Source organism: Bradyrhizobium cosmicum (genome assembly GCF_032290525.1).
Taxonomy (GTDB): domain Bacteria; phylum Pseudomonadota; class Alphaproteobacteria; order Rhizobiales; family Xanthobacteraceae; genus Bradyrhizobium; species Bradyrhizobium cosmicum_A.
Map to the genome: position 1 here is coordinate 1 of NZ_JASXTA010000002.1, position 14,314 is coordinate 14,314.

Consider the following 14,314-nt stretch of genomic DNA (forward strand, 5'->3'; position numbering starts at 1 on the left):
CGGCCGGCAAGCTCGGCAACGAGCCCACGTATTGTGAAATCGCCGCCCTTGATCCGCTGCGACAGCCAGGCCGCATGCTCGCCCGAAATGGCCTTCGGCTTGTAACCACCGATCCGACTTGCCTCGACGCTCCCGGTCTCGTCGACCCGCTTCATCCAGCCAATCGCAGTGCTGATTGCCACACCAAACTGCTTGGCGGCCTGGTTGCGGGACATCCCGCCCTCAATTGCCGCTACGACCCGCTTGCGAAGATCCAGAGAGTACGGCTTGCCCATCCATGCTGGCCTCCGTCCCAGCCAGCATGGTGAATCAGAAATACACTGATTTGGGAATCCCAAATCGATTCAGACTAAACTCATCCCGCTTTAGTCGTCGAAGCGGCCGCCGCGCTTCGACTTGACGTCGCTGCGGTGCTTTTTGCCTTCGAGCCGGCGCTGCTTGGAAGCGAAGGTCGGCCGCGTCGCCCGGCGCGGTGTCGGCCGTATCATCGCCTCGGTCAGGATATCGACGAGCCGGTCGATGGCGTCCTGCCGGTTGCGCTCCTGGGTCCGGAAGCGCTGGGCGTGGATCACGATGACGCCGTCCTTGGTCATGCGCTGGCCGGCGATGCGGGCGAGCCGGATCGCCGCATCTTCCGGCAGGGTCAGCTTGCGCGTGTCGAAACGCAGCTGGGCCGACGTCGCGACCTTGTTGACGTTCTGCCCGCCCGGGCCGGAGGCGCGGACAAAGCCGATCTCGATGTCGTCCTCGTCGATGACGAGATCGCGGGATATCCGCAGCATGATGGCACCATTCGTGATGTCCGGACATATCGCGGACGTCCACGTTCGGCAATGGTGCATCCTGGAAACACAAATGGCCGGGGCGAGCCCGGCCATTTCAGGAAATGTGAGAAGGGGTCAGTTCGACTTCGTCGCCGGTACCGCGGCCGCCGGTTGCGCGGCGGCCTGCGGGGCGCGGCCGACCACGACGGTCAGCAGGCCCTGACCCCAGAGGCGCCTGGCGGCCGCCTTGGCGTCATCCAGCGTCACCGCGTCGACGATGGCGTTGCGCTTCTCGATATAGTCGATCGGCAACTTGTCCTGCTGGTATTGCAGCAGCGCCTGCGCGAGCTTCGAGGAGGTGTCCAGCGCCAGCATCTGCGAGCCCTTGAGGTACGACTTGGCCTCGTCGAGCTCCTTCTGTGTCGGGCCCTCCTCGGCGATGCGGCGCACTTCCTTGTCGATGGCGTCGGTGGTGTCGCCGGCGCGGTCGGCGCGGGTGCCGGTGTTACCGATGAAGACCGCCGAATGCTCCATCCAGAGCAGCGATTCGAACACCGAATAGGCGAGACCGCGCTTCTCGCGCACCTCGCGATAGAGCCGCGAGGACAATCCGCCGCCGCCCAGGATGTGGTTGACGACATAGGCCGCCATGAAGTTCGGATCGCTGCGCTTCACGCCGGGTCCCCCGAAGGTGATCACGGTCTGCGGCACGTCGAGCGGCACGAAGGCGCGTTGCGGCGGTTTTGCCGCCTCGACATCCGGGACCGGCGTCAGTTTGGCCTTGGCGGGCAGGGCGCCAAACGTGTGGTCGAGCAGCTTGCCGAGGCTCGCCGGATCGACGTCGCCGACGACGGCAATCTTGAGGCCATCCTTTGCCAGCACCCGGCCGACATAGTCCTTCATGTCGGCGACCGTGATGGTCGGCACGCTGTCGAGATTGCCGTTGCTCTGCCGGCCATAGGGATGATCACCGAAGGCAACCTCCAGGAACTTGCGGCTCGCCAGCGAACTCGGGTTGGTGGTCTCGCGGCGCAGGCCCGAGATGACCTGCGAGCGGATCCGTTCGACGTCGGCGGTGTCGAAATGCGGCGAGGTCAGCGCGCTCCGCAGCAGGTCGAAAGCCTCGTCCTTGTTGTCGCGCAGCATGCGCAGGCTGCCGCGGAACGTATCGCGGGTGGCGCTGAAGGAGAGTTCGATGGCGCGGCGGTCGAGCCGCTCGTGGAAGGTCTTGGAGTCGAGATCGCCGGAGCCTTCGTCGAGGAGGTCGCCGACGAGATTGGCGACGCCCGATTTGTCCTTGGGATCCTGCGCCGAGCCGCCGGCAAAGGAATATTCCATGGCGATCAGCGGCACGGTCGCGTCCTGCACGAACCAGGCTTCGATGCCGCCCGGCGAGGTCAGGTGCTGGATCTTTGCCGCCGCCTGCGACGGCGAGATCGTGGCAAGCACGAAGGCCGCGCCGGTGACAACGGAGAATGCGATGCGTCGACGGAAGGAATAGGTCACGAACGCTTCTCCTCGCGCTTGGCGGCACCGGTGTCCTTGATCAGATAGCCCGTCACCGAGCGCTTCTTCTCGAGCCATTTCTGCGCAACGGCGCGAACCTGCTCGGCAGTGACCGCGCGAATGCGGTCGGGCCAGCTTCGGATGTCTTCGATCGAGAGGCCCGTGGTCAGTGCGCCGCCATACCAGCGCGCCAGTACAGCCTGGTTGTCCTGCGCGTAGATCGCTTCCGCGATCAGCTGGGTCTTGACCCGCTCGAGGTCCTCGGCCCGGATCGGGTTCTGCGCGACGCCGGCGATGACGCCGTCGACCGCCTGCTCGACCTCGGTAAAGCTGACGCCGGGTCTCGGCGAGGCCGAGATCGCGAACTGGGTCGGGTCGAGCGAGATGCTCGAATAGCTGGCGCTGGCGGACACTGCGAGCGGCTTGTCGACGACCAGCGTGCGGTAGAGATAGGAGTTGCTGCCGCTGCCCATCAACTGCGCCAGCACGTCGAGGGCCGCGCTTTCGCCGGCTGCGGCCGTCGTTGCGGAGGGCACGAGATAGTAGCGGCGCAGGCTCGGCTGCTCGACGCGCGGATCGGCGAGCGTGACGGTGCGCGGCGCCGCAGGCTCGGGCTCCTGCGGACGGATGCGCCGCGCGGGGATCGCGGGCTGGGCCGGGATCGAGCCGAAATTGCGCTCGACCAGCGGGCGGATGTCGGCGGCCTCGACGTCGCCGGCGATGACGAGGATGGCGTTGTTCGGCGCGTAAAAGCGGCGGTAGAAAGCGAGCGCATCCTCGCGATCGAGCTTCTCGATTTCCTGGTGCCAGCCGATCACGGGACGGCCGTAGGGATGATTGAGATAGAGCGCGGCCATGATCTGCTCGTTGAGCCGCGCATCCGGATTGTTGGCGACGCGCATGTTGTACTCTTCGAGCACGACGTCGCGCTCAGGCAGCACGTTCTCGTCCTTGAGGATCAGGCCGGTCATGCGGTCGGCCTCGAACTCCATCATGGTCGGCAGCTGCTCTTTCGGCACGCGCTGGTAGTAGTTGGTGTAGTCGACCGAGGTCGAGGCGTTCTCGTTGCCGCCGACGCGAAGCACGGTCTGGGAGAATTCGCCGACCGGATGTTTCGAGGTCCCCTTGAACATCAAATGCTCGAGGAAATGCGCGAGCCCCGATTTGCCCGGCGTCTCGTCGGCCGAGCCGACCTTGTACCAGATCATCTCGGTGACCACGGGCGTGCGGTGGTCCGGGATCACCACGACCTGCATGCCGTTGGCGAGCGTGAAGCTGGCGGGCGGCGCTGATGTCACCGTGGTCTGGGCGAGGGCCACGCCGGCCGTGAGGGCACTGGTCGAAAGCAGCGCGGCAAGGAGGCAGGCAGCCGATCGGTTTGCGGACATCATGATCCCTAGTGAATGCCGAGGTCCGGATGTCCGGCTCGGAGGCACGGCATGCTACACCGTGCGGCTGAGGCTTCGCGTCACGAAGCAGAGAACTCAACGCGGAGGCAAGTTACTGATAGGCAATTATGGACCGCGTCCGGCGTGCATGAGCCGCCACTGGCAGGTTCGCGCCTGCCAGGACGTCGCGGTCGGCGCGGAGCGCTATTGTTCCTTGTCCTTGCCCGACATGATGTCGAAATAGGTCCGGCGCGACTTGTCCGGCCCGGCGCCGTAGGCGTAGTTCGGCGACGGCGTCTGGTATCCCGGTGGCGGCTCGACCAGCGACTGGCGCGGCGGCTCGCTGGTAAATTTCTTCTCTTCGGAGCTGTTGCCGCCCTTCATCATGTTCCACAGACCACCGGAGTAGCCGAGTTCGGCGGGGCTGAGCGACGGGTTGCCGTTGGTGCCCGGCTGGACCGGATCGTTGCTGGCACGGGGGGCTGCGGCGACCTCGCCGGCCTTCATCTCGGCGGGCGTCAGCGGCCGGGCGGCCTGCCAGTTTTCCGTTTCCTTGGTCGCCTTCTTGCGCGCGGCAATCGCTTCCTTGCGGCGCTTCTCCTCGGGGTCCTTGGGCCAGTTCGGCGCATTCTTGGCCTGGGTCGCGGGAGGCGGCAGGTCCAGCTTGGGCGGCACCACCAGCGGCGAGCGCTCGCGGTACTCGATGCCGGGCTTTTCCATGCTCTTGGCGCCGATGCCGGACATCAGATTGTCGATAAGCTTCTCTTCGAAGGTCATGTCGTCATCATCGTCGTCGCCGTCACCGGCGCGCACCGCGCCCGCCGACATGACGAGGCCGATGCCGAGCGCGACAGCGGACAATTTCAACGCCCGCCAGAACCCCCCGTTGGGGTCTCGAACCATCGAACCGCTGGTCTCGGAGCTGCGCATCACTGTACCTGTTCCATATTGTGGCAGATTGCTGCTCTTTGCTTACCGCTCTTTGCCGCTCGCACGCAGCCAATCCTCGCAAAAAGCAAGGTTCCGCCTGCCAGCCCGTATCGGCCGGGATCAGGGCGCTTTTGCGGCGGGTACCCCGAGGAAGGAATCATACAATAGCGCCGCCACCCCAGCAACGATGGCCACGTCCGCAAGGTTAAACACGTACCAATTATAGGTATTTCCCGCGATCTCGATATGGAACAGGGCGAAATCGACCACCGCGCCATAGGCGACGCGGTCGATGCTGTTGCCGATCGCGCCGCCGATGATCAGCCCGAGCGCGACCGTGGCAAGCAGGGTGTGCGAGCGGGCCATCCAGATCGCCAGCGCGACCACGGCGATGACCTTGACCGCCATCAGCGCGAGCTGCGCCGGCTGGCTGTCGTTCTGGAGCCAGCCGAAGCTGATGCCGATGTTCCAGGCCAGCACCAGGTCGAAGAACGGCGTCACCTTTACCGCACCGCGGCGGGCAAGGTCGAACACGTTCAGCAGCCAGAGCTTGGAGGCCTGGTCGGCCGCGAGCGTGACGATTGCCGCGAGGATGCCGGCGCGGATCGGGGGCATGGCCGGGATCAGACGCTCACGCCCAGCGCCTTCCACTCGCGCAGGGCCTGAGCATCGCGCGGGGTGACGTCGGGGTACTCAGCGTCCTCGCCGACCGTCGGCGAGATCTTCCAGGAGCGGGCGCATTTGGTACCGACCGCCTTCTCGACGATGACCGCGACGCCGGGCACCACATCGAGACGGAATGCGTTCGCCGGCGCTTCGCCCTCGCGCACCTCGTAGTTCGAGGTGATGCAGACCTCGGCGAGATCGATGTCGAACCGCGTGGCTAGCATGCCGCGGTCAGCGACGTAGATCACCGGCGAGGCCTCGAGCGAGGAGCCGATGTTCTTGGCGGCGCGTTCGAGCTCGAGAGCACCGGTAACGACGCGGCGGACGTTGCGGATCGTCTCCCATTTCGCGGCGAGCTTGTCGTCGCGGAACTTTTCGAGATCGTCCGGAAACAGCGTCAGATGCACCGAGGGCTCGGCATCGGGCCTGTACATGCGCCAGGCTTCCTCGGCGGTGAAGCTGAGGACCGGCGCGAGCCATTTCAGGATCGCGTTGCACAACAGGTCGATCGTGGTCAGTGCCGCCTTGCGCGTCAGCGACGACGGCGGATCGCAGTACAGCGTGTCCTTGCGGATGTCGAAATAGAACGCCGAGAGTTCGCTATTCAGGAAGGCGGAAAGGGTCGCGACCACGGTCTTGTAGTCGAACTCCCGATAGGCCTTGTCGACGGCGCCGGCGCGCATCGCGAGCTCGTGCAGCATCAGCCGTTCGAGTTCGGGCATGTCGGCCGGCGCGATCGCGTCGGCCGGTTTGTAGTGATGCAGCGTGCCGAGCATCCAGCGCACGGTGTTACGCAGCTTGCGGTACGTCTCGACCGTGTTCTTCAGGATTTCAGGGCCGATGCGCTGATCGTCGGTGTAATCGCAGGATGCGACCCAGAGCCTCAGGATGTCGGCGCCGGATTCCTTGATGACGGCCTGCGGCTCGATGGTGTTCCCGAGCGACTTCGACATCTTGCGGCCGTCCTCGGCCTGGGTGAAGCCGTGGGTCAGCACGATATCGTAGGGCGCCCGGCCGCGCGTGCCGCAGCTCTCCAGCAGCGACGAGTGGAACCAGCCGCGATGCTGGTCCGAGCCTTCCAGGTACATCACGGTGTCGCTGCCGCCGTCGACCTTGCGCTTGATGCCGGCAAGGCCGGGGAATTGCACGGGGTCGTCGAGCACGAAGGCGTGTGTCGAGCCGGAATCGAACCAGACGTCGAGGATGTCATCGACCTTCTGCCAGTCCTCGCTCGCGCGCGACCCAAGGAAGCGCTCGCGCGCGCCGGTCGCGTACCAGGCGTCCGCGCCTTCCTTTTCGAAGGCGTCGCCGATGCGGGTGTTGACCGCCTCATCCTGGAGGATTTCGGCCGAGCCGTCCCCCTTCTCGCGCACGAACACCGCGATCGGCACGCCCCAGGCGCGCTGGCGCGAGATCACCCAGTCGGGCCGTGCCTCGATCATGCCGTTGATGCGGTTCTCGCCCGACGGCGGCACCCATTGCGTCACCGAGATCGCATGCAACGCGCGGGCGCGCAGCGTGTCGCCGCTCTTCGACTTGCCGCTTTGGGCGATGTCCTTGTCCATCGCGATGAACCATTGCGGCGTGTTGCGGAAGATCACGGGCTTCTTGGAACGCCAGGAATGCGGATACTGGTGCTTCAGCCGGCCGCGCGCGAGCAGCATGCCCCGTTCGACCAGCGCCTTGATCACCGCCTCGTTGGCGTCGCCCTTCTCGCCCTTGTCGGTGATGACGCGCTTGCCGGTGAAGGCGGGGGCATGATCCGTATAGGCGCCATTCTCATCGACGGTGTAGGGGATCGCCGTGTTGATGCCGCGCGCATCGAGTTCGCGCGCCAGCGCCGTCCAGACATCGAAGTCCTCGCGGCCATGGCCGGGCGCGGTGTGCACGAAGCCGGTACCGGTATCGTCGGTCACATGGTCGCCGGAAAGCAGCGGCACGATGAATTCGTACCCGCCGGCAAGGCCCTTCAGTGGATGGGCGCATTCGATCGCATCCATGGTGTCGCCGGGGACGTCGCGGAGCTTCTCATAGGCCGTCACGCGCGCCTGCTTGAAGACTTCGTCAGCGAGCGCGTCGGCGAGGATCAGGCGATCGCCGGTCTTGGCCCAATTGTCGGCAGGCGCGTCCGTCACCTCAAACAGGCCATAGGCGATCTTCGGCGAGAACGAGATGGCGCGGTTGCCGGGCAGGGTCCAGGGCGTGGTGGTCCAGATCACGACGCTTGCGGAAGCAAGCGCTCCGTGCGCCGGCGAAGTGACGGGGAATTTCACCCACACCGTATCGGACGTGTAGTCCTCATACTCGACTTCGGCCTCGGCCAGCGCGGTCTTCTCGACCACGCTCCACATCACCGGCTTGGAGCCGCGATAGAGCGTGCCGTTGGCAGCGAACTTCATCAGCTCGCGCGCGATCTGGGCTTCGGCCGGGAAGCTCATGGTGGCATAGGGATGGTCCCAGTCGCCGATCACCCCGAGCCGCTTGAACTCCTCGCGCTGCACGCCGAGCCAGTGCGTCGCATAGGCGCGGCATTCCTTCCGGAAATCGATCATCGCGGCACTGTCGCGGAAATCGGGCTTCTGCTTGCCCTTCTTGCGATAGTGCTCCTCCTCGACCTTCCACTCGATCGGCAGGCCGTGACAATCCCAGCCCGGCACGTAGTTGGAATCGAAGCCGAGCATCTGCTGGCTCTTGGTGACGAGATCCTTGAGGATCTTGTTCAGCGCCGTGCCGATATGGATGTTGCCGTTAGCGTAGGGCGGGCCGTCATGCAGCACGAACTTGGCGCGGCTCCTGGCGCTCTCGCGCAGCTTCTCATAGAGGCCGATCTCGTACCAGCGCTTGAGGATCTCCGGCTCGCGCTGCGGCAGGCCGGCGCGCATCGGGAATTCGGTCTGCGGTAAATAAAGGGTCTTCGAATAGTCTTTGGCTTCGGACTTTTGGGACTTTTGCGGCTTTTCGGACATGTGGATGACTGGCTCGGAATGGCGCGGGAACGGATGGCGATGCGGAATCGCGGGGTGAAACGACGAAATCCCGGTCTTGCGCCGAGCCGAAAGCTCAGGCGGAAGCCGGGCCGCTAATCCCTATGATGCGCCGCGCAAACATGGGCTCTCCATAGCAGCCGGGCCGGGGAAGCGCAAAGGCCTGGCAGAACCGGTTTCGGGCCTCAATCGATCACGCCAAGGCGCGGAAACGCGTCCGGGGCGGCGGCCAGGATGGCGCGGGCGCGGGCGGAATCGTCGTCCATCTGGCGGATCAGGGCCTCCAGGCTGTCGAATTTCAGCTCCTCGCGGATGAAGCCGACGAAGGCGCAGTCGAGCGTCTGCCCGTAGAGGTCGCCCTTGAAGTCGAACAGGAAGATCTCCAGCAGCGGGGCGCCATTATCGAAGGTCGGGCGGCGGCCGAAGCTCGCCACTCCCTCCAGGCGCTCGGTGCCGCGGCCGACCCGTACCGCGTAGATGCCGTGCTTGAGGCCGCAATTGGCATCCAGGCGGATGTTGGCGGTGGGATAACCGAGGTCGCGGCCGCGCTTCTCGCCGTGGATGACTTCGCCGGTGACGAACCAGGGCGCGCCCAGCATGGTGGTGGCCTCGTCGAGGAGGCCCTCGGCAAGCGCGATCCGGATGGCGCTGGAGGAGACCGGCCGCTCGTCGATATCGACATGCGGCTGCACGTCGACCTCGATGCCGAGTCGGGGCGCCTCATTGACCAGAAGGCTCGGCGAGCCGACGCGGCCCTTGCCGAAATGAAAGTCGTAGCCGACCGCAATTCCGCTGACGCCGAGACGGCGGGTCAGGTCATGGTGAATGAAATCTTGCGCGCTGGTCCCGGCCCTGGCCTTGTCGAAAGTCATGACCACGGCGCCGGCAAGCCCGGTGCCGGCCAAAAGCCGCAGCTTGGCGCGCTCGTCCGTCAGGCGGAATTGCGGGGTGTTCGGGCTGAAAAACCGCCGCGGATGCGGCTCGAAGGTCAACGCCAGCGCAGGGCGGCCATGCGTCCGGCCCATTTCCAGGGCCGCTGCGATCACCGCGCGATGGCCGAGATGAACGCCGTCGAAATTGCCCATGGCGACCACGGCGCCCCTTAAAATCGCGGAATCCGGCGTGGTGTCGCGGATAACGGTAAAATGCGGGGCCATCAGGGGAATTCTCGAAGCGGCAGGACCTCTCGGACCGTGGCTTGACCGGCCGGATGAAGTCAAGCGGCAGGGGACGGGGCCATTCAACACGGATTTCAGTCCTTCGGGGGCGCCCGCAGTTAACGCGCTGTTTAACGCCTTGGTGCTAGGTCTTGGAACGTGGAACAGCGGGGCTCCGGCCCGGCGGGTCCGATCGTAATATTTCCTGGGTTTGCGTTGGGGGAGTCGAGATGGCGGTTGATTTGTCGATGTCGGTTCTGGTGGTTGACGACTACAGCACCATGATCCGTATCATCAGGAATCTCCTGAAGCAGCTTGGCTTCGAGAATATCGACGATGCCAGCGACGGTTCGGCGGCGCTGAACAAGATGCGCGGCAAGAAGTACGGACTCGTGATCTCCGACTGGAACATGGAGCCGATGACGGGTTACGACCTGCTGCGCGAAGTGCGCGCGGATCCGAACCTCGCCACCACGCCCTTCATCATGATCACGGCGGAATCGAAGACCGAGAACGTGATCGCGGCCAAGAAGGCCGGCGTGAACAACTACATCGTCAAGCCGTTCAACGCGGCGACGTTGAAGACCAAGATCGAGGCGGTTTTCCCGGACATGGCGAGCGCGTAAACGCGCGCCACCGCGAAGCAGTTATCCATCGAGATCGTCATGCCCGGGCTTGTCCCGGGCATCGACGTTCCTGGAGCTCGAAAGAAAGTCGTGGAGGACCGGGTTAAGCCCGGCCACGGCTGTTAGCTCGAAGCCAATCCATCACCACTTTAATTCGCGCATCAGCGCCTTCGGCGGATGGCCGAACAACTCCATCACCGATTTCGGATCGAGTTGGTCGAGGCCCTCGAACTCCTCGGCATGGATGCCGCGGGTGACGAACAGGCAGTCGATGCCGAACTCGCGCGCGCCGGTGAGGTCGGTTCGGACCGAATCGCCGATCGCCAGCACCTTCTTCCGGTCGATCGGGTGGCCCTGGCGCTCGCCGGCAAGCATCATCGCGCGCTCGTAGATCGGGCGATGCGGCTTGCCGTAGAAGATCACCTCGCCGCCGAGCTCGCGGTAGAGCTCCGCGATCGCGCCGGCGCAATAGATCAGCCGGTCGCCGCGCTCCACCACGATGTCAGGATTGGCGCAGACCAGCGTCAGCTTGCGCTCGCGCGCCTTCAGCATCATGCCGCGATAGTCTTCGGCCGTCTCGGTCTCGTCGTCATAGAGGCCGGTACAGACGATGTAGTCGGCCTCTTCCAGCGGCGCAGTCGTGGCATCGAGGCCGCGATAGATCGAGTTGTCGCGCTCCGGGCCGAGCCAGAACATCTTGCGACCGGGATGCTCGGCGACATAGAGCCGCGTCAGGTCGCCCGACGAGACGATCGCGTCATAGGTCTCGTCCGCGACGCCGAGCTTGCGCAATTGCCGCTGCACGGAGTCGGCCGGGCGCGGCGCGTTGGTGATAAGGATCACCGTACCGCCGCGGCTGCGATAGGTGTGCAGCGCCTCGCAGGCCTCAGGGAACGATTCCAGGCCGTTATGAACCACACCCCAGATGTCGCTGAGCACGACGTCCACACCGCCCACGAGCTCGCGCAGGCTTTCGGCAAAATGCAGCGCCGTCATGATGCGTGCGGCCGATCAGATCCGGCGCGCGAGCGCCGCGTTGCCGGTGGTGCGCTGGAGCGGAGCTGCGGCCGATGTCGTGCCAGATGTCGTACCTTGGCTGGGGGAAGCGGAGCCATTGGGTCCCTGAATATCCTGCGCCTGGTTCGGCGAGGCCCCGCCGGTAGCAGATGCCCCATCCGGCCGCAATGGCCGCGGCGGCGCGAACAGGAACCCCTGGCCGAACCGCACGTCATAGTCGAGCAGATCGACCACAGCGCGCTCGCCCTCGATCCGTTCGGCGATCAGGTCGATGCCGAAGCGGCCGAGCAGGTCGGAGAGGTCGGATGGATGGATATCCGAGGTCGAGGCCTGCCTGGGGTCGAGCAGGAGTGAAGCTGGTACCTTGATGAAGCGCACGCCGCGGTCGGCGAGTTCGCGCGGCTCGATGCGCAGATCCGTGACGTGGTCGATCGAGAAACGGAAGCCGCGCTGGGCAAGCGCTGCGAGATTCTCGGTCTCGGCCGGGCCGAGATTGCGGAAGGTCGACTGCTTGAACTCCAGCACCAGCGACGGCGCCAGCGCCCGATTGGCTTCGAGGAAGTCGAGGCACTGCGCGAAGGTGGTGGAATTGCCGAGCGTGGAGGCCGCGACGTTGCAGAACACGCCGACATCCTTGTTGCGCACCATCAGGCGCCTCAGCACCTGCACGCAGCGCAGCATCACCATGTTGTCGATGCGTCCGATCAGCCCGGAGGCCTCGGCGAGGCTGATGAACTCCTCCGCAGCGATGAGCTGGTCACGCTCGTCGCGGACCCGCGTCACCGCTTCGTAGAACCGTACCTTGCGCTGCGGCAGCGTCACCATCGGCTGCAGGAAGATGTCGATGCGGTTCTCGTCGATGGCGTTGCGCAGCGTCGCCAGCATCTGGGTCTGATTGCGGCCGTTGGTGGCTTGAACCGGACGCGCGGTCTGGGTCTGGATCGCAGGTGGGGCCGCACGCGGCGGCGCTGCGGGAAGCGGGGGAGGGGCAGCCGGCCGCTCCTCGAAGGCCTCGACCAGGTCGATCGTGGCCTCCGGCTCCAGCCTGGCGACCGGCGCGGGGGCCGGCACCGGCGCGTTGCCGGCTAGCAGATCCTCGTGGGCCGACACGGTGGTGGCGAGCTGCCTGACCAGCCCGCCGAGCTCGTTGATCTCGCCGATCACCGACTGGATGCGGTCGGAATTGGTCGAATTGGACGAGGCGATGCGCCCCTCGACCGCCGCAAGCCGGCGGCCGAACTCAGCCACCTGGCGGGCGAGGTCGGCGGTGCCTCGCGAGAGGTCGGTGATCTGGCCGCCGACGTCGCTGCGGTCGCGCAGCCGCATCGACACCGCGTTGTAGAGGATCAGGAAGGTCAGCGCAGTCAGCGCCACGATGGCGGATTCGGTTCCGCTGATGCCGGCGACCGAGTACAGCACAAGCCCGAGCGAGGCCGCGACCAGGACCATGCAGATGGCGATAAAGATCGTCGAAATGCGAATCATGCCGCGCGTTATGCCTCAAAGAGCTGACTGCCTCGCCCGGGAAAACACGGGCCACTGGGCGAACCCGTCACGCCTCATGCACCCCGAAGGACGCACGACCCTAACATCATTGTTGATTCGAGGGGATAGCGGGCTGTTCACGGGTCAAGTCAATCCGGCCCGGCGAAAGCCTTCGAGGTAGCGCTCGCGGTCGGTTGCGAGCTTGATCGGCATGAACTCGGCGATCCAGGCGAGCGAGACGTTCGGTTGGGTGCGGCGGAGTTCCTCAAGCGCCGCGGCGGCGATCTTGCGATGTCCGGCCATGCCGGCGGCTGCGGTCAGCACCCGGTGCGCGCCGACAAAGTCGCTACGCTGGCGCAAGGCCTCCTGTGCCAGACGGATGGCCTCCTCGTCGTCGCCACCAAGGAAGCGGGCATAGGCGGCGATGCCGAAATAGACCGGCGTATAGGGATCACGCGGGCTGAGGCGGATCGCCCGCCGCGCGGCCTCGTCGGCGTCCCGCCAGCGGCCGCAATAGCCGAGTGCGAGTCCGTAATAGCCTTGCGCCAGCGCGAAATTCGGATTGAGCCGGAGCGCGGTCTCGAATTCGGCCAGCGAGTCCTCGAACCGCCGCGCAAACAGGTCGACATGGCCGAGCGCATTGTGCGCCCAGGCATCCTCGTCATCGGCGCGGATGGCGGCGCGCGCCGCGCGCTCGGCGACCGGCATCGCAGCCGCCATCTCCATCCAGCCCATATGCGCCGTGAACATGTAGCTGGTGCCGAGCAGCCCCAGCGCCTTGCCGTAATTCGGGTCGAGCGCGATGGCTTTTTCGAGCAGGGCCTGCGCCACGACATGATCCTGCCGCGTCACGCGCCAGTAATGCGACAGCGCGCGCATCAGCAGATCCCAGGCGTCCATGCTCTCGGGCGGCTTGCGCTGGGCGCGAAAGCTCTCGGCGGCATAGAGCTGCGGCTCGATCGCGGCGACGATCGCCTCGGTGATCTCGTCCTGTACGGCGAAGACGTCGGCGAGCTCGCGGTCGTAGCGCTCGGCCCAGAGGTGGCTGCCGGTGGCGACGTCGTTGAGCTGCGCGGTGATGCGGACGCGGCCGCCCTCCTTGCGGACGCTGCCCTCGACGACGTAGCGCACGCCGAGCTCTTCGGCGACCTGCCGCAGATGAACCGTGCGGCCCTTGTAGACAAAGGACGAGTTGCGCGCGATCACGAAGAACCAGCGCAATTTCGACAGCGCGGTGATGATGTCCTCGCTGATGCCGTCGGAGAAATAATCCTGCTCGGCCTCGCCGCTCATGTTGGTGAAGGGCAGAACCGCGATCGCGGGACGGTCGGGCAGGGGCAATCCCGCCGGCGGAGCCGGCTTGGCCGGAGCCGCGGACATCGCCGGAGCGGAGAGCTCCGTTACCTCGCCGACGAACCGCATGCCCTTGCGCGCGATGGTCCGGATCAGCCGCTGCTCCTCGCCATTGTCGTTCACCGCGCGGCGCGCCGCATTGATCCGGCTCGTCAGCGTCGATTCCGAGACGACGCGGCCGTTCCAGACCGCATCGAGCAGATTGTCTCGCGTCACCACGCGCTCGCGATTGCGAACGAGATAGAGCAGGAGATCGAACACCTGGGGCTCGAGCGCGATGAGCGTCTCCGCACGCCGCAATTCGCGGCGCTCGGGATCGAGCAGGAAATCCTCGAACTGGAACGTCACAATTCCTCCTCGGCTCCCGCCCGGAAATCAAGGCGTTCTCAGCGTAAAGTAACGCCGCTCTCAAGGCCAGCGAGCCGCATGCGCCCTATC

12 protein-coding genes are annotated in these 14,314 nt (G+C 65.5%); 1 reads left to right on the forward strand and 11 read right to left on the reverse strand.

All coding sequences use genetic code 11. From position 1 onward, the window contains the following. The 8 genes from QSV46_RS03730 to QSV46_RS03765 all read right to left on the reverse strand — a co-directional run. Positions 1-275, reverse strand: a 275-nt coding sequence (locus QSV46_RS03730) for a transposase (protein WP_314946506.1), incomplete at its 3' end; no start/stop codon positions are given. A gap of 90 nt (positions 276-365) precedes the next feature. Further along, positions 366-782: an alternative ribosome rescue aminoacyl-tRNA hydrolase ArfB gene (gene arfB, locus QSV46_RS03735; protein ID WP_314946507.1), complete on the reverse strand. Its 417-nt coding sequence runs from the start codon at positions 780-782 to the stop codon at positions 366-368. A gap of 117 nt (positions 783-899) precedes the next feature. Continuing rightward, positions 900-2,270 carry a pitrilysin family protein gene (locus QSV46_RS03740; protein ID WP_314946508.1) on the reverse strand — a complete coding sequence of 457 codons (1,371 nt, stop codon included), beginning with the start codon at positions 2,268-2,270 and terminating at the stop codon, positions 900-902. Beyond that, positions 2,267-3,658 carry a pitrilysin family protein gene (locus tag QSV46_RS03745; RefSeq protein WP_314946509.1) on the reverse strand — a complete coding sequence of 464 codons (1,392 nt, stop codon included), beginning with the start codon at positions 3,656-3,658 and terminating at the stop codon, positions 2,267-2,269. The genes QSV46_RS03740 and QSV46_RS03745 overlap by 4 nt, the downstream gene beginning before the upstream one ends. Before the next feature lie 204 nt (positions 3,659-3,862). Next, positions 3,863-4,588 (reverse strand): hypothetical protein, encoded by a 726-nt coding sequence (locus QSV46_RS03750; protein ID WP_314947864.1) that lies wholly within the window; start codon positions 4,586-4,588, stop codon positions 3,863-3,865. A 120-nt stretch (positions 4,589-4,708) separates the two neighbouring features. Continuing rightward, on the reverse strand, positions 4,709-5,203 hold the full coding sequence (gene lspA / locus QSV46_RS03755) for a signal peptidase II (RefSeq protein WP_314946510.1): 495 nt from the start codon (positions 5,201-5,203) through the stop codon (positions 4,709-4,711). Between the two features lie 8 nt (positions 5,204-5,211). After that, a complete protein-coding gene (ileS, locus tag QSV46_RS03760) occupies positions 5,212-8,220 on the reverse strand; it encodes an isoleucine--tRNA ligase (protein ID WP_314946511.1) in 3,009 nt (1,002 codons plus the stop codon). A gap of 203 nt (positions 8,221-8,423) precedes the next feature. Continuing rightward, positions 8,424-9,395 (reverse strand): bifunctional riboflavin kinase/FAD synthetase, encoded by a 972-nt coding sequence (locus QSV46_RS03765; protein WP_314946512.1) that lies wholly within the window; start codon positions 9,393-9,395, stop codon positions 8,424-8,426. Positions 9,396-9,625: 230 nt separating this feature from the next. Between QSV46_RS03765 and QSV46_RS03770 the strand changes: the two genes are divergently transcribed. Further along, positions 9,626-10,021 (forward strand): response regulator, encoded by a 396-nt coding sequence (locus tag QSV46_RS03770; RefSeq protein WP_007596883.1) that lies wholly within the window; start codon positions 9,626-9,628, stop codon positions 10,019-10,021. A 141-nt stretch (positions 10,022-10,162) separates the two neighbouring features. Here QSV46_RS03770 and QSV46_RS03775 read toward each other — a convergent pair whose 3' ends face one another. From QSV46_RS03775 to QSV46_RS03785, 3 genes are all read right to left on the reverse strand, one after another. After that, a complete protein-coding gene (locus tag QSV46_RS03775; protein WP_314946513.1) occupies positions 10,163-11,017 on the reverse strand; it encodes a TIGR01459 family HAD-type hydrolase in 855 nt (284 codons plus the stop codon). Positions 11,018-11,032: 15 nt separating this feature from the next. Continuing rightward, entirely contained in the window at positions 11,033-12,523 is a 1,491-nt protein-coding gene (locus QSV46_RS03780; RefSeq protein WP_314946514.1) for an EAL domain-containing protein, read from the reverse strand. A 144-nt stretch (positions 12,524-12,667) separates the two neighbouring features. Next, positions 12,668-14,224: a winged helix-turn-helix domain-containing tetratricopeptide repeat protein gene (locus QSV46_RS03785; protein WP_314946515.1), complete on the reverse strand. Its 1,557-nt coding sequence runs from the start codon at positions 14,222-14,224 to the stop codon at positions 12,668-12,670. Positions 14,225-14,314: the final 90 nt, after the last annotated feature.

Bases quoted from the DNA above. Each gene is read 5' to 3' on its own strand.
- arfB (WP_314946507.1), bottom strand. From the start codon at position 782: ATGCTGCGGATATCCCGCGATCTCGTCATCGACGAGGACGACATCGAG.
- QSV46_RS03745 (WP_314946509.1), bottom strand. From the start codon at position 3,658: ATGTCCGCAAACCGATCGGCTGCCTGCCTCCTTGCCGCGCTGCTTTCG.
- QSV46_RS03750 (WP_314947864.1), bottom strand. From the start codon at position 4,588: ATGCGCAGCTCCGAGACCAGCGGTTCGATGGTTCGAGACCCCAACGGG.
- lspA (WP_314946510.1), bottom strand. From the start codon at position 5,203: ATGCCCCCGATCCGCGCCGGCATCCTCGCGGCAATCGTCACGCTCGCG.
- ileS (WP_314946511.1), bottom strand. From the start codon at position 8,220: ATGTCCGAAAAGCCGCAAAAGTCCCAAAAGTCCGAAGCCAAAGACTAT.
- QSV46_RS03765 (WP_314946512.1), bottom strand. From the start codon at position 9,395: ATGGCCCCGCATTTTACCGTTATCCGCGACACCACGCCGGATTCCGCG.
- QSV46_RS03770 (WP_007596883.1), top strand. From the start codon at position 9,626: ATGGCGGTTGATTTGTCGATGTCGGTTCTGGTGGTTGACGACTACAGC.
- QSV46_RS03775 (WP_314946513.1), bottom strand. From the start codon at position 11,017: ATGACGGCGCTGCATTTTGCCGAAAGCCTGCGCGAGCTCGTGGGCGGT.
- QSV46_RS03780 (WP_314946514.1), bottom strand. From the start codon at position 12,523: ATGATTCGCATTTCGACGATCTTTATCGCCATCTGCATGGTCCTGGTC.